We start from the raw sequence: 15251 nt of genomic DNA, 5'->3' as shown, positions 1-15251 counted from the left end.
ACTCTACCTGCGCACAAGGGCGCGGTAAATGTCCAAGCGGTCCACCGGCGCGGCGGCGTCAGCCCCGTAGGCCCCTATGGACGCCAGCACGCTGAGGGACGCCCCGCACAGCTCACGAATGTCCGCGCCGGTCCTATCTGACCCGGCATCATCCACCCAGCCCAGCGCGGCCATGGCGGCTTCCGCCACGGAGTCCGTGAGCTCTTCGCCGCCCATGCAGGACAGGGCCAGCGCCATGGACCAAAAGGCGTCCTGCCCCTCGGTGGTGACCTCCCGCGGGAGGGTGCGCAGGGCGCCGAGAATATCGGCGCCCACGGCGACCTCGCGGTGCAGGTCAAGGGCCTGCAGCAGGGGGACGAAGTCATACAGCTTCGTGCGCTCAATCAACGCGCGCACGGGCGGAACGACGAGGTCAAGGACCTCATCGATGGTCTCTTGGCCGGTGAGCTCCGCGTTGACGGCGGTGAGATCGAACGGAGTCTGAAAAGACCCAGAGCCGCCCACACACAGGGCCTCTGGCGTGCCGCTATCGCGCGGATAGGTCTCTACGACGATGACCTCGAAGTCCCACAGCCCCCAGGCGTAATCAATCTGCGCGCCTTCGCGGCGAAGGAACTCCCGCACTGGGTGGGCGGGATCGATGCGCTGACCGCGGGCATCATGATGCTCAAAAAAGTGCCACGGTGAGGACTCCTCCGGCAGCCCGAAGCACACTTCGAGAACATGGTGGAGCTGGCTAAACGTCAACGCGTCGCTGAATCCGATCTGGCGGTGCACCTCCGCCTCGGCGCGGACGTTGGATACCTGGCACAGCAGCGTGCGGGCAGGGGGCTGGGAAGCACGGTCACGTGCGGCGCGTACCTGCGCCAGATCTGTGACCTTTGAGCTCATGGGCCCCACCATACGCATTTTTAGCTGCGGGCGGCGTTCTCGCGCGCCTCCAGCTCACTCAGCACGAAGGTAAGGGCCGCGCTGATGGAGCCCCATACGGTCCACGGCTTGGACACGCCGCGGCGGCGGATGAAGCCCACGACGCCCTGCTCGGTCTTGATGGTCAGCCAGCCGCCCAGCACCAGGATTCCGGCGGCCACCGGGATGGCCCATGCCGGGGTATCGGGCAGCTCCGGCTCGGGACGGTCCTCGTGGCTCTGGGCGTTGGTCACGGCCACGAGTGCACCGAAGCCCAAGGAGGAGAAGATGTAGGTGAAGACCAGCGCGGTCTTGTTCTTAATCCAGTCCGGAAACGCGGTCATGATTCCCACTGCCGCAGCTTGAGTGATGCGGCCAGCCAGGGTGTCATCCAACGCGTAATTATCAGTCTTGGGAGAAGTCATACCGCCCCACTCTAGGCGGGCGGTAGGCTACCGTGCATGTACTCCTCCAAGAAAGAGCACCTCACCCCGGCGCAGCGCGCGGCGCACGATGACCGCGCTGAGGACGATAAGCGCCACGGCCACTTCCTGGCCACCGAGCACACCGCGCTGCCTCTCGACGGCTTCATGACCAGGCTCATTGCGGAGGAGCTTCCCATCCTCGATTCCGCATCCCGGACCCGGGTGTATGAGATTCTGCGCGCCTATGAGGGGCCCGAGATCACCTCGCAGGAGCAGCTGCCGGAGGAGATCCGGGACATCATGGATCTCTACTAATCCCGCACAACCAGTCACGTACACCTGCCCGGTTATTTCTACATTGTTCTGAAACTCACGTTTTACCTCGCGCCACTGGTGCCCCAGGCTAGGTAGGCTTAGACATCGACACATCACGTCGAGTCAAAGAGTAAGAGATGGAACTACATACCACTGAAAAGTCCCTCTACGGTTGGGGCCGCACCGCACGGACCACTGCCCACGTACTGTCCACCCCGGACGTTGACGTCATCAAATCAGCCGTTGCCCAGGTTGCGGAAGACAACTCCGACAAGCCCGCTCACCTGCGCCGCGGCGTCATCGCCCGCGGCATGGGCCGTTCCTACGGCGACCCGGCCCAGAACGCCGGCGGCCTAGTCATCGACATGCAAGCCCTGAACAAGATCCACTCCATCGACCCGGAGTCCGCCATTGTTGACGTCGACGGCGGCGTCACCCTGGACCAGCTGATGAAGGCCGCACTGCCGTACGGCCTGTGGGTACCAGTCCTGCCGGGCACCCGCCAGGTCACCATCGGCGGTGCCATCGGCCCGGACATCCACGGCAAGAACCACCACTCCGCAGGTTCCTTTGGCAACCACGTTGTCTCCATGGAGCTGCTCGTGGCCGATGGCCGCGTCCTTCACCTGGAGCCGGAAGGCACGGATGAAGATCCAGAAGGAGAGCTCTTCTGGGCCACCGTCGGCGGCATGGGCCTGACCGGCATCATCCTGCGCGCGCAGATCAAGATGACCAAGACGGAGACCGCCTACTTCATCGCGGATACGGACCGCACGAGCAACCTGGAGGAGACCGTTGCGTTCCACTCCGACGGTTCGGAGCACAACTACACCTACTCCTCCGCGTGGTTCGACGTCATCTCCCCGGAGCCGAAGCTGGGCCGCTCCACCATTTCCCGCGGCTCCCTGGCCACCTTGGAGCAGCTGGAAGAGCTCGCCCCGAAGCTGGCGAAGGATCCGCTGAAGTTCAACGCCCCGCAGCTGATGACCGTGCCGGACATCTTCCCGAACTTCACCATGAACAAGCTGTCCCTCATGGCCATCGGTGAGGCGTACTACCTCATGGGCTCCCCGGCCCGTAACCAGGTCAAGAACCTCACGCAGTTCTACCAGCCGCTGGATCTCATCGGCGAGTGGAACCGCGGCTACGGCTCCAACGGCTTCCTGCAGTACCAGTTCGTGGTGCCGACCGACGCCGTCGAGCCTTTCAAGGACATCATCCGTGACATGCAAAAGTCCGGTCACTACTCCGCGCTGAACGTGTTCAAGCTGTTCGGCCCGGGCAACAAGGCCCCGCTGTCCTACCCGATGCCGGGCTGGAACGTCTGCGTGGACTTCCCCATCAAGCCGGGTCTGGGCGCCTTCCTCGACGATCTGGACAAGCGCGTCATGGAGTTTGGCGGCCGCCTCTACCTGGCCAAGGAGTCCCGCACCTCCGCGGAGAACTTCCACAAGATGTACCCCGGCATGGAAGGCTGGCTCAAGACTCGCAACGAGATTGACCCGACCGGCGTCTTTGCCTCCGATATGTCCCGTCGACTCGAGCTGCACTAGAAAGGACCACCACCATGCTCAATGCAGTAGGCCAAGCACAACACATCTTCCTTCTCGGCGGCACCTCCGAGATCGGCCTGGGCATCGTCGAGGAGTTCCTCGAGCGCGGCCCCGCCAAGGTCACCCTGGCAGCCCGCCCGGAGTCCCCGCGCATTGCGGAGGCCCGCGCCACGCTCGAATCCCGCGGCGCTGACGTCGAGGTCCTCGACTTTGACGCCACCAACTTCGACGGCCACCCGGACGTGGTCAACCGTGCTTTCGAGCGCGGCGACGTCGACGTGGCCATCGTCGCCTTCGGCACCCTCGGTGACCAGGAGGCCCTGTGGCAGGACCAGGCCCAGGCCGTAGCCTCCGCTGAGACGAACTACACTGCCCCGGTGTCCCTCGGCGTGCTGCTGGGACAGAAGTTCAAGGAGCAGGGCCACGGCACCATCGTGGCGCTGTCCTCCGTCGCCGGCATGCGCGTGCGCCGCTCGAACTTTGTCTACGGCGCCTCCAAGGCCGGCGTGGACGGCTTCTTCATCAACCTCGGTGAGGCCCTGCGTGACTCCGGCGCCAAGGTGCTCGTGGTCCGTCCGGGCCAGGTGCGCACCAAGATGTCGGCCGAAGCCGGCGAGGCTCCGCTGACCGTCAATGTCTCCGACGTGGCCAAGGCCACCGTCAAGGCGGTTCTGGACGGCAAGCAGTCCATCTTCGTCCACCCGCTCTTCGAGTACGTCTCCTTGGGCTTCAAGTTCATTCCGCAGGCAATTTTCCGCAAGCTTCCTTTCTAAGCTTCGCTGTTTAAATTCCTGCAATCTCCTCAGCATGTGGGAGACTGTCACCATGACTGAGTCCCTCGCTATGGAATACGACGCAGACCTCGTGTCGCGTCGCGCTAGCCTCGCGGGCATCGCCGCCGCCGCTCTAGGCGGCGGCCTCGTCACGCTCCTTGGCTTCTTCGCCTTCAAGACGGTGTCCCTGCCGGCATTTAGCACCTCCATGGTGACCCGCGCCCTGAGCACGGCCGGAACCGTGCTCACCGTCGCCATCGTCGGCGCCTTGTGCGTGTGGTGGTTAAATGATGAGCACAAGGGCTCCCGCCCGCGCTGGCGCGCGTGGCTGACCACCGCCCTGTGCTACGTCTCCCCCGCGCTCCTTACCCTAACCACCATCGGCCTCCCGCTCTCCGCCTCGCGGCTGTGGCTGGACGGCGTGCAGGTGGATCAGGTCTTCCGCACCCAGTTCCTCACCCGCGCAACCGACATGAGCTCCTACGCGGACATGAATTACGAGGGGCTGCCCACCTTCTACCCGCTGGGCTGGTTCTGGATGGGCGGGCGCCTAGCAAACCTGCTGGGCATGCCCGGCTGGGAGGTCTTCCAGCCGTGGTCCCTGATTTCCTTGGCCGTGGCTGGCTGCATCCTGGTTCCGGTGTGGCAGCGCCTGTCCGGCTCGCTGCCGGTGGCCACCGCCATCGCCCTGGTCACCACCGCCGTGACGCTCACCATCGGCGCCGAGGAGCCGTACTCCGCGGTTATTGCCATGGGTGTGCCGGCTGTGGCGGTGTTGTGCTCCCGGGCGTTTAGTGGCTCCTGGCTATCCACCGCAGGAATCGCCATCTACCTGGGAATCTCCGCCTGCTTCTACACGCTGTTTACCGGCGCGGTAGCCCTGACCATTGTCAGCCTCATCGCGCTGGCCACGTGCGTGGCGGAGCGCACCTGGCTGCCCGCCGTGCACCTGACCGTCATCGCCGTGGGCTCCCTGGCCATCGCGGCCGTCGCCTGGGCGCCCTACATCCTTGGGGTGCTGCGCGCCACCACCCCGCTGGAGTCCACGGCCCAGCACTACCTCCCGGAGGAGGGCACGCAGATCCCTGCGCCCTTCCTCTCCCTCTCCGTCATCGGCCTCATTAGCATCATCGGCTTGGTGTACCTGGTCATCCGCATCGATGACCCGGATATCCGCGCCATGAGCACCGCGCTGGTCGGCGCCTACCTGTGGACGGTGGCGTCGATGGTGACGACCCTGGCCGGCACCACGCTGCTGGGCTTCCGCCTCGAGGTGATCGTGGTGGTCCTCTTCGCCACCGCCGGCGTGCTGGCACTCGCGGAGATTCGTCTCATGGGTCTGCCCATGCTGTATCCGGCACGCTTTAGTGAGACCACCAGCAAGCGCGTCACCGTGGTTTTCGCCCTCATCCTGGGCATCGGCGGTATCTACTACGCCCAGCAGATCCCGGAGGCCAACGAGACCGCCCTGGACCACGCCTACACCGACACCGACGGTTACGGCGAGCGCGCGGACCGCTACACCAGCGATTCCGCTGAGAACTACCTGAAGATCCGCGAGTTCATCGATGCGCAGGGGCATGCGGCGGACGAGACGGTGGTCCTCACCGATGAGAAGCTGTTCATGGCCTACAACCCGTACTTCGGCTTCAACGCCTTCACCAGCAACTACGCCAACCCGCTGGGAGAGTTCAGCACGCGCAACCTGCAGATCGAGTCCTGGGCCGAGCACTCCTGGGATCAGACCCCGGAGGAGTTCGCCAAGGCCCTGGACTCTGCCACGTGGCGCGGACCGGACGTCTTCATCTTCCGCGGTGATCTGGAGCACCCCAAGGACGGCTACAAGACGCACCTGGCCGAAGACATCTACCCCAACCAGCCCAACGTGCGCTACCGTGCGGTTTTCTTCAACCCGGACGTCTTTGACAAGGGCTGGGAGACCGCCCAGATCGGTCCCTTCGTGGTGGCGGCGCGGGCCTGATTTCATTCTTACTACGGCGTGGCCGTGACGTACACTGATCGCCGTGTCAGATAGGAAAACCACCGCCACGCCGCTCAAAGCCCAGCAGTCCGCGAGCCAGAGAGGCCAGGATGCGCCGCGTTCGCTTCGCCTCACGGCTATCGTCGCCGGGCTCATTGGCTTCTTGTGCTTCGTGGCCACGCCATTGCTGCCGGTCAACCAAACCCAGTCCTCCTTCGACTGGCCTCAACAGGACTCCTTGCAGTCCGTCAACGCCCCGCTCATCGCGGTGGCGCCGGAGGATATTGAGGCGGAGATCCCGCTGGCGGCCGTCGATAAGCTGCGCGAGGGTCAGGACCTGCTCTACGGCACCCTCCCGCCGGAGTCGAAGAAGGCCACCAACCGCGGCATGTTCGTCCGTGCCGACGAGCAGGGGTTGTCCGTCACCAGCCTGGACGAGGTGATCTTCTCCCTCACGCCGGATGAGGTGAAGAAGCTGCCGGACGACGCCGTCCTGACCATCGACGCTACGGGCGACGGCACCACGGTCACCGCCGGAAAGTACTCCGAGACCACGGACGAGGATATGCGCCCGCAGGTCACCGGCGTCTACACGGAGATCGACAACACCCCGGAGAACGTGCAGGCGCTGGGCAGCGACCTGAAAATCCACGTCGACATCAACTCGCGGTTTACCTCTTCCCCCACGGTGCTCAAGCTCGTGGCCATGTGGCTGGGCCTGGCCATGGTGGTGCTGAGCCTGTTGTGCCTGTGGCGCATCGACCGCCTCGACGGCAAGCGCTACGGCTTTATGCCCGCCACGTGGAAGCAGATCCGCCCGCTCGACGGTGTCGTCGCCGTCGTACTGGGCTGGTGGTACATCTTTGGCTCCAACACGTCGGATGACGGCTTCATCCTCACCATGGGCCGCGTCTCTGACCACGCGACGTACATGGCTAACTACTACCGCTGGTACGGCGTTCCGGAGGCCCCCTTCGGCGCGCCCTATTACGACTTGGTGGCATGGCTGGCGCAGTTCTCCAGCGCCTCCATTGTCGTGCGCCTGCCGTCGTTGATCTCGGCACTCATCATCTGGTTTATCCTTTCGCGCGAGATGCTCCCCCGCTTTGGCGCGCGGGTCAACGACCGCCGCCTGGCGCACTGGACGGCCGCGTTTATGTTCCTGGCCTTCTGGCTGCCGTACAACAACGGCATCCGCCCGGAGCCCATCGTGGCACTCGGCGTCATGGTGACCTGGGCGTCCTTCGAGCGCTCCATCGCCACCCGTCGCCTGCTGCCGGCGGCGGTGGGCACCATTGTGGCCGCCGTTACCCTGGCCGCGGGCCCGACGGGCCTTACCGCCGTGGGCATCTTCCTGGTCAGCCTGCCCACCCTGTTCCGCATCATGGGTGAGCGCGCCAAGCAGGTGGGCTGGCTGGCGCTCGTCGCGCCGTTCTTGGCCTGCGGCACCGCGGTCATGGTCGCCGCGTTCGGCGATCAGACGCTGGCCACGGTCCTGGAGTCCACCCGCGTGCGCTCGGCGGTAGGCCCGTCGCTGCCGTGGTACTCGGAGTTCGTGCGCTACGCCACGCTCTTCGAGCCCTCCGTGGACGGCTCGCTCACGCGCCGCTTCGCCATGTTCACCATGCTCTTCTGCCTGGCGCTCATCATCTACGCCTTCATCAAGAACCACCGCGTCGTGGGCGCGGAGGTCGGCCCCACCCAGCGCCTGCTGGCCATCATGGCGCTCTCGGCGTTCTTCCTCATGTTCACGCCGACGAAGTGGACCCACCACTTCGGCATCTACGCCGGCCTGGCCGGTGTCATCGCGGCCCTGGGCTCGGTGGTGCTCTCCCAGATCGCCATGCGCTCGCCGCGTGCGCGCACCTTCTCCATCGCCTCCGTCATCTTCCTTTTGGCCATCTCCCTGGCCGGCTGGAACGCCTGGTGGTATGTGTCCTCCTTCGGCATCCCGTGGTGGGACCGCACGGTGCAGCTCAAGGCCATCGAGGCCAACACGGTGGTCCTGGCCCTCGGCCTCATCGTCGTGGCCATCGGCATCTACCAGTCCCTCATCCACAGCTTCCGCAAGAAGAAGGCCGAGGAGGCCGGCACCCTCGCGCAGTTTGAGGAGGAGTCCGCTGCCAAGGTCTCGCGCTGGGCGGGTGTGATGTCCGCGCCGCTGGCCGTGGCCTGCATTGCCATCGTGGGATTCTCCTGCGCATCCTTTGCCAAGGGCTACGTGGCCCAGGCGGATTCCTACTCCGTGGGCAAGGGCAACCTGGCCTCCCTGCGCGGCGAGTCCTGCTCGCTGGCGGATGCCACGATGGTGGAGACCAACACGAACGATTCCTTCCTGCGCCCCGTTAAGGGCGAGTTCAAGGACTCCCTGGTGGATTCCTCGGAGGATCACTATGGCTTCGGCCCCAACATGATCAAGGAGGACATCGAGCCGGAGAACCTCAACTCGGCGTCGGTAGGCGCGATTGCGAACAGCTCCAGCGGTGACTCCTCGTCCTCGAACGAACAGAAGGACGCCACCGCTACCGACGCCACCACCGATTCTGGTTCGGATGCTGACTCCGGCTCCGGCTCTGCCTCCGAGGGCACCGCGCAGGACAGCTCCAAGGACAGCGAGGTGACGGATTCCTCCGCCGGCGGCGTGCGCGGCACCCTGGGCATCAACGGCTCCGAGATGCACCTGCCCTTCAACCTGGATTACACCAAGGTCCCGGTCATGGGCTCCTACTCCGATGCGCAGCGCTCCACCGCCACCATCACCACGCAGTGGTACAACTTGCCGGAGGCGGGCGACAACACCCCTGTCCTCTCAGTGTCTGCCGCGGGCAAGATCCACCACCACGACGTCAACGGCGTGGAGCAGGAGGGCACGGAGCTCACTCTGGAGTACGGCACGCTCAAGGACGGCAAGGTCACCGACAAGGGTGAGGCCGAGCTTTCCGACGTCGGCGCGACGCCGAAGTGGCGCAACCTGCGCATCGCGCTCGATGAGCTGCCGGAGGAGGCCAACGTCGTGCGCCTGGTGGCCGTGGATGATTCCACCGATGAGAATGATTGGTTGGCATTTACTCCGCCGCGCGTACCGGAGCTGGCTTCTATCAACTCCCAGTTCGATTCCGAGACCCCGGCGCTGCTGGACTGGTCGGTGGCGCTGCAGTTCCCCTGCCAGCGCACCTTCGACCACTACGCCGGCGTGACCGAAATCCCGCAGTACCGCATCCTGCCGGACGCGGCGGCACAGAACTCGCTGACGGACTTCCAGTCCTTCTCCGGCGGTGGCGCCATGGCCACCGCGGAGGCGGTCAACTACTCCTACGAGATCCCCAGCTACCTCAACAACGATTGGGCGCGCGACTGGGGCTCCATTGAGAAGTACGAGCTGCGCACCGACTCGGAGGGCAACGCCCCGGCCGAGGCGCAGATCGACCACGAGGTGATCCAGCGCTCCGGCCTGTGGAAGGACTCGGAGATGAAGATCAAGCGCGAGGGCGAGCAGTAAGGCGCTCTTAGACAGCGTTCTTCAAGAACTCGGCCGCGTCACGAATGCGCTGGCGCGCCACGGCCGGGGTGGAGATGCGGTGCATGGCGACGTACTCGCCGTTCTCCGCCCCGGGGATCTCCACCTTCTCCGCAATCTCGTCCTGCCGGGCGGTCTGGACCAGGGTGCGGGAATAGGACGCACCCAGCTTGTGCGCGTCCAGGGTAAAGTCCCCGCGAATCTTCTCCGGCAGCTTCGCCAGCGCGCCGAAGTCGGGGAAGGTGAGCAGGAGGGCGTCGGCAGGCACGAGCGCCGCCAGCGCCCCGCCGGAGGAATAGCCCCATACCGTGACGTGCTCCGCGCCGTGGGCGCGGGCATAGTCCACGGCCGCCTGGACGGACTGCACCATCTCCGCCACGGTGTGCTCGGGCGCGAGCGGGTAGTCCACGTCAATGATGGTGGTGCCGGACAGCTGCGCGGCCGCGGCCACCTCGGGGCGCCACTGCATCTGCAGCGCCTTGCCGTCGCCGCGCCACCAGCCGCCCGAGTGCAGGGAGACCGCCCAGCGGCGGTTATCCGCCTCCGACGGTCTAAAGATTGCCCCCACCTCGGACTCGGTCTCCGTCACGCCGTCGGTAAAGGCCGTGCCCGGCAGCGAATGGTCCACCGCGGAGCCCAGCACCAGCATGGAGGCCTGCACGATGCGGTCCGGTAGCAGCGCGCAGTAGCGGTCTGCCTCCGGGGAGCCGCCGCCGGCCCAGGGCGGGCGGAAGTCCGGCAGCGGGTAGTGCACCTCCAGGTAGGAGGAGAGCTGGTCCAGTTGTTGTTCCGGCGTTAGCTGGCGGTCAGTGCCGCCAATGTTCCACTCACTCATGGAACCCCAGGGTACTACCAGATGGTGACGCGCTCCTCCGGCGCAAAGCCGCCCTCGACGTCGAAGGCCTCGTAGAACTCGTCGATATTGTCCGCGATGATGTTGCAGCGGAACTCCGCCGGGGAGTGCGGATCGATGGCCAGGTACTGGGTGGCCATCTCCGGGCGGATGGCGGTGCGCCACACGCGCGCCCACGCCAGGAAGAAGCGCTGCAGGCCGGTGTATTCGTGCTGCGCCAGCTCCGGCTCGGCTCCCTCGGCCTCAAAGGGCGCTACCTGGCCGTTAATGTCCAGGCCCTTATCGGCGCAGTACTTCTTGTAGGCCACCACGGCAATACCCAAGCCGCCCAGGTCACCAATGTTTTCGCCCAAGGTGAAGCTGCCGTTCACGCCGGCGGAGTCGGTGCCTTCCAGCACCTTCGGCACCTTGCCCTGGTACTGGTCCACCAGCTTGGCGGTGAGCTTCTCAAAGGCCGCGCGGTCCTCCTCGGTCCACCAGGAGTTGAGGTTGCCCTGGCCGTCGTACTGCGAGCCCTGATCGTCGAAGCCGTGGCCGATCTCGTGGCCGATGACAGCGCCGATGGCGCCGAAGTTCTCCGCCGCATCCGCCTCCGGGTTGTAGAACGGCGGGCGCAGGATGGCGGCCGGGAAGGTGATGTCATTGACCACCGGGTTGTAGAAGGCGTTGACGGTCTGCGGGGTGGAGAACCACTCGTCGCGGTCCGCCGGCTTGCCAATCTTGGCCAGCTCAAAGTCGTGGTTCCAGGCGCTGCCCGCGCGCACGTTGGCCACCAGGTCCGCGCCCTGGGGGGAGAACTCCAGGTCGGAGTAGTCGCGCCAGGTGTCCGGGTAGCCAATCTTGGCCTTGAACTGGGAGAGCTTCTCTAGCGCGTGCTCGCGCGTGGCCGGGGTCATCCACTCCAGCTGGGAGATGCGCTCGCGGTAGGCGGCGGTGAGGTAGCCCACCAGCTCATCCATCTCGGACTTCGAGGACGGCGGGAAGTGCTTGTCCACGAAGACCTTGCCAATCTCCTGGCCCACCATGGTCTCCGCCAGGCCCACGGCGCGCTTCCAGCGATCGCGCTGCTCGGTCGCGCCAGAGAGCGTGGTGCCGTAGAACTCGAAGTTCTTCCGGCCGATCTCCTCGGTGAGGTACGGCGCGCGGGAGAGCAGGATGTGCCAGGTGGCCCACAGCTGCCAGTCCGCCATGCGCTCGCTGGTGAACAGGCCCTCCAGGTGCTCAAAGTAGCTCGGCATCATGGACACCACGCGGTGCTCCGGCAGGCCACCGCCGGCCAGCATGGCGCGGGTGATGCTGGGCAGCTTAGCGACGTCTACCGGGTTGTACGTCTTCACCGCATCGCGCGCGGAGACCACGTCCCAGTGGCCGGCCGCGATCTCCTTTTCCAGGGCCACGATGCGGGTGGCCGCGGCCTCCGCGCCGAGGCCGAAGAGGCGGGCCGGGTCGAAGAAGCCGAGCATGGCGGCGACGTGCTTCTCGTAGGCGGCTAGCGTGTCCGCATGCGCCTCCTCGCGGTAGTAGGCCTCATCCGGAAGGCCCAGGCCAGACTGGATAATGTAGGCCACGGCCTCCTCAGAGCCCGAGTCCTTCTCCACCCAGAAGGTAGCCGGCGCGCCGACGCCGGTGCGCTCGAGCACGCCCAGATTGTGGGCCAGTTCCTCGGGCGTGGCGGCGGTGAGCTTATCCAAGTCGGCGTCGAGTGGCGCCGTGCCGGCGGCGTTCACGCCTTCGGTATCCATGTGGGCGGCGTAGAGGGTGCCGGGGCGGCCGGAATCCTCCTTGACGATGTCATGGACGAGCTCCTCGGCTTCGTCGCGCAGCGCGTGGAACGTGCCGTCCACGCCGCGGTCATCGGGGATTACGTGGGAGGCAACCCACGGGCCGTTAACAAATTGGTACAGATCCTTCATGCTCGCCACTGTATGTCAGAAGCACACGTTAGTGTGGTGGTCATGACTTCTTATCGTTTCCCGCCGGCGAAGATGACGGGACCGTTCTTTGCTGTGCTTGGGGCAACGCTCCTCGTGCTGGGCATGCCCGCCGTCCTCAGCGTGGTGCTGCCGATGCAGGAACCGGACACCGAGGCCGTGGTGCTCGATGACCCAGAGTGGCGCCAGCCCGTTGAGGGCCTTTCCTGCTCCCGGAACTACGAGTCCATGGCCAACCAGGCCTGGGACTGCGGGGACACGCTGGCGGAAGCCTACGTGACGGACGGGGTGGACGATGACGAATTGGCCCTGCGCCGCGTCGTGCGGGCCACGGCGTATAGCTCGCTGCCCACCGAGCCCATCGAGCACGACGGCAACCTGCTCGTGCTGCGGGTGGAAGAGAGCCAGGGGCCGGTCACGGCCTTCAGCGTGGCTAAGGACAATCTCAACTATCAGATCGTCTTGTCGGGTGGCGACACCGAGGCGGTCGCACAACACTTCATGGAGGCCTTCGAGTGAGCAAGCTTTTCCGCATCGCCCTGTGGGTCATCATCGGCCTGTCCCTGCCGGTGGCCCTGGTCAACCTGGCCGCGACTTTCATCCTCGCCCCGCTGCCCGGGTTGGTGAGTTTCCTTTTGGGCCTGGTCCTGCTGGCCCTCGGTATCTATCTCTGGCGGTTTAGCCCCATGTGGGCGCGGCCGGCTAAGGGCTGGGTGGCGGCCAGCGTCCTGTGGGGTGCTGCCGCGGCGGTCACCCTGGCGCTTGCCTCGTCGATGCCGCTGAGCAGCCTCACTGTGGGCTTGGGCTGGGAGCAATCCATGATGTCCTGGTCCGGCGCCTACCCGGAGGAGTTCTCTAAGGCGCTGGGCGTGGTCTTCGTGCTGCTCAGCTTCCGGCAGCTCAACCGCCCCTGGCACGGCCTCATCGTGGGCGCACTGGTGGGCTGGGGCTTCGAGGTCTTCGAAAACAGCCTCTACGCCTCCATGGGCGCCATCATGCACCCCACCTCGGACTGGATTGGCATGCTGCAGATGTGGGGCCTGCGCCTCGTGGCGGGCCCTGGCCTGCACATGTCCTTTACGGCCATCGCCGGCTTTGGCATCGGCTGGGCCATCTACGCGGCGCACCGCCCGTGGTGGTGGCGCCTAGGCGTCGGCGTGGGTGCGCTGTTCTGCTCCTTCTGCCTGCACTTTGCGTGGAACTACATGTGGGACGAGACGTGGCAGCTTGTTACCCAATACGTTCTCGTCGCGGCCATCATGTACCCGCTGGTGATCACGCTTATCATCCGCGGCAACCGCCTGGCCAAGCAGGATGACAGCTACTCGCACTCCCCCGGCGCCCCCAGCCTGGTCTAGGGGCGGTCTTAGTCGAACTGCCCCTGGACAATAGCCACCGCGTCCAGCGGGGTGACGTGGTAGGAAATGGGATTCTGGTTCGCGCCGGCCATGAGCGCGTGGGCGCAGGAGTGGCCAGCACCCATCATGTGGCCGAGCTCGTGGGCGATAGTGCCCTGCAGCGCCTCCGGGTACTGGGCATTCGGGGTCTTGATGAAGAGCATCTTGTGGTCCGGGTAGGCAGCACCCTGGACGTAGCCGTTCGGCTCCGGCTTGTAGAGGATGGCGACGGTATCCTCGTCGGCCTCGGAGGGCTGCACTTCCTTCAGTGAGGCCTTGCCGTCCAGCGCCTCGTTCCACTCGGCCACGGCGGCGTCGAGCTGCTCGCGGTACGGGAAGTTGTCCGCCACTTTGTAGTCGAGCACGCCATCCTGGAAGTAGGCGGGCACCGAGTCGCCGTCGTGGAGGATGGAGGGATCCGGAACGGGCTTGCCGTCGTTCGCCAGGGCGGTGATGCTGGTGCACGTGCCCGGGGAGATCAGGGAGCGTACGGGGTCGCTCGCGGCAGTGGCGGCAGGTGCAGCAACGGCACCGCACAGCACGGTGGCGGCGGTGATGGTGGCAGCGGAGTTCTTCACGGTAAAACGCATGGAAAAGCTGGGGTGCCTTTCTGGGTAGGTGCGGAAAACTCTCCCCCTGGCACGGGCCTAGAACAGCACGGGCCTAGAACGGGCCTAGCACCCCGGGGAGTGAGGTACCCGGGCGAGCATATATTAGGCTCTTATGATTAGCAAAGGCTGGATTAAGCTTCTCCTTCGCCCCAGCGCGCCGGTTAGCACGCCTGGGAGGAGCTTGGCACCATTCGCTTGAGTTCCGCGCAGGCTTGATCGCGCAGCTCCTGGACGTTCGGCGGGAAGCCGGGGGCCTGCGGCAGCGGCGGCACACCCGGGGCGGGCGGTGCAGCTACCTCGACCGCGCCCAGGACGTCCGCGGTGAGGTCCGCCGGGGAGCCATACGTGTTCGCCGCAGCGGTGTAGCCGGGCCCGAAGGACGCGCTGGCGTGCACCTGGCGGTCGTCCGACCACCCGAATTTCGTGCCCCCAACACCCGGGATCCTCGCCGTGCCGAAGTCTTGGCGGTAGCCATCCGCAGCCACCGGCGCAGCTGTGGCCATGCCCTTCATGATGGGGGCAGCAACCGGGTCGGTTGAAATGGCACCGAGGAACCGAGAGAGATCCTCCGTGGAGGTGGTGGTGTTTCCCCAATAGCCGTTGTGGTGGGTCTCCCCCAGCTGATACTCCCCGATGATCCCCGGGATTGCCTGCGGGTACCTGCGCTCCAGGTCGCCTGCGGTAGCGTCTTCGGAGAAGCGCACCATGTTCTCCACGCGGGCCTTGTCCTCCGGCGCGCCGTATTTGAGCACCCACATGCCCAGATACAGCTTCACCAAGGAGAGCGCAGGGCGGGATTCGTGGCTATTGCCGGTGGACACCACGTGGCCGTCGGCATAGCGCACGGTCATTTGCGTGCGCGGCGGGACCTTCCCGGGGTCGAAGGTCAGGGCCTGGGCGGCCGGGGCCATACCGAGCGTGGCGGTAAGGGTAAGCGCTAGGGCGCCTGCTTTTGTCAACACATTTTGAGCGTACTCTATGTCCAG

The 15251-nt window shown here is 65.6% G+C and carries 13 protein-coding genes; 7 read left to right on the top strand and 6 right to left on the bottom strand.

Translation table 11 applies throughout. From position 1 onward, the window contains the following. Positions 1-3 precede the first annotated feature (3 nt). Positions 4-891 (bottom strand): hypothetical protein, encoded by an 888-nt coding sequence (locus tag ACKFR8_RS09395; RefSeq protein ID WP_296133169.1) that lies wholly within the window; start codon positions 889-891, stop codon positions 4-6. Between the two features lie 20 nt (positions 892-911). Then, positions 912-1334 carry a hypothetical protein gene (locus ACKFR8_RS09390; RefSeq protein WP_408929890.1) on the bottom strand — a complete coding sequence of 141 codons (423 nt, stop codon included), beginning with the start codon at positions 1332-1334 and terminating at the stop codon, positions 912-914. 36 nt (positions 1335-1370) lie between these two features. Between ACKFR8_RS09390 and ACKFR8_RS09385 the strand changes: the two genes are divergently transcribed. The 5 genes from ACKFR8_RS09385 to ACKFR8_RS09365 all read left to right on the top strand — a co-directional run bounded on the left by ACKFR8_RS09385 (position 1371) and on the right by ACKFR8_RS09365 (position 9455). Next, positions 1371-1649 carry a hypothetical protein gene (locus tag ACKFR8_RS09385; RefSeq protein WP_306507759.1) on the top strand — a complete coding sequence of 93 codons (279 nt, stop codon included), beginning with the start codon at positions 1371-1373 and terminating at the stop codon, positions 1647-1649. Between the two features lie 137 nt (positions 1650-1786). After that, on the top strand, positions 1787-3202 hold the full coding sequence (locus tag ACKFR8_RS09380) for an FAD-binding oxidoreductase (protein WP_408929889.1): 1416 nt from the start codon (positions 1787-1789) through the stop codon (positions 3200-3202). Positions 3203-3216: 14 nt separating this feature from the next. Beyond that, on the top strand, positions 3217-3975 hold the full coding sequence (locus ACKFR8_RS09375) for a decaprenylphospho-beta-D-erythro-pentofuranosid-2-ulose 2-reductase (RefSeq protein ID WP_408929888.1): 759 nt from the start codon (positions 3217-3219) through the stop codon (positions 3973-3975). 34 nt (positions 3976-4009) lie between these two features. Beyond that, entirely contained in the window at positions 4010-5956 is a 1947-nt protein-coding gene (locus ACKFR8_RS09370) for a galactan 5-O-arabinofuranosyltransferase (protein ID WP_408929887.1), read from the top strand. 43 nt (positions 5957-5999) lie between these two features. Beyond that, complete coding sequence (locus ACKFR8_RS09365) at positions 6000-9455, top strand: arabinosyltransferase domain-containing protein (RefSeq protein WP_408929886.1); 3456 nt, start codon at positions 6000-6002, stop codon at positions 9453-9455. Between the two features lie 7 nt (positions 9456-9462). Here ACKFR8_RS09365 and ACKFR8_RS09360 read toward each other — a convergent pair whose 3' ends face one another. Both ACKFR8_RS09360 and ACKFR8_RS09355 read right to left on the bottom strand, forming a co-directional pair. Continuing rightward, positions 9463-10308, bottom strand: coding sequence for an alpha/beta hydrolase (locus ACKFR8_RS09360; protein ID WP_408929885.1), 846 nt, complete (start codon positions 10306-10308; stop codon positions 9463-9465). 14 nt (positions 10309-10322) lie between these two features. After that, positions 10323-12239 (bottom strand): M13 family metallopeptidase, encoded by a 1917-nt coding sequence (locus ACKFR8_RS09355; protein WP_408929884.1) that lies wholly within the window; start codon positions 12237-12239, stop codon positions 10323-10325. A 42-nt stretch (positions 12240-12281) separates the two neighbouring features. On the opposite strand from ACKFR8_RS09355, the gene ACKFR8_RS09350 reads away from it, so the two are divergent. Both ACKFR8_RS09350 and ACKFR8_RS09345 read left to right on the top strand, forming a co-directional pair. After that, positions 12282-12776: a hypothetical protein gene (locus tag ACKFR8_RS09350; protein WP_408929883.1), complete on the top strand. Its 495-nt coding sequence runs from the start codon at positions 12282-12284 to the stop codon at positions 12774-12776. Next, the gene (locus ACKFR8_RS09345) at positions 12773-13615 is read left to right on the top strand and encodes a PrsW family intramembrane metalloprotease (RefSeq protein ID WP_408929882.1); all 843 of its coding nucleotides are present in this window, start codon (positions 12773-12775) and stop codon (positions 13613-13615) included. Before ACKFR8_RS09350 ends, ACKFR8_RS09345 begins: the two co-directional genes overlap by 4 nt. Before the next feature lie 8 nt (positions 13616-13623). Here the strand turns inward: ACKFR8_RS09345 and ACKFR8_RS09340 are convergent, their stop codons facing one another. Both ACKFR8_RS09340 and ACKFR8_RS09335 read right to left on the bottom strand, forming a co-directional pair. After that, on the bottom strand, positions 13624-14244 hold the full coding sequence (locus ACKFR8_RS09340) for a M48 family metalloprotease (RefSeq protein WP_408929881.1): 621 nt from the start codon (positions 14242-14244) through the stop codon (positions 13624-13626). A gap of 182 nt (positions 14245-14426) precedes the next feature. Continuing rightward, positions 14427-15227 (bottom strand): hypothetical protein, encoded by an 801-nt coding sequence (locus ACKFR8_RS09335; protein ID WP_408929880.1) that lies wholly within the window; start codon positions 15225-15227, stop codon positions 14427-14429. Between the last annotated feature and the right edge of the window lie 24 nt (positions 15228-15251).

Origin of the sequence: Corynebacterium axilliensis, from assembly GCF_046097495.1 — a bacterium.
Lineage (GTDB): Bacteria > Actinomycetota > Actinomycetes > Mycobacteriales > Mycobacteriaceae > Corynebacterium.
Note: the sequence above shows the minus strand (reverse complement) of the source record. Positions and strands in the feature narration are given on the sequence as shown.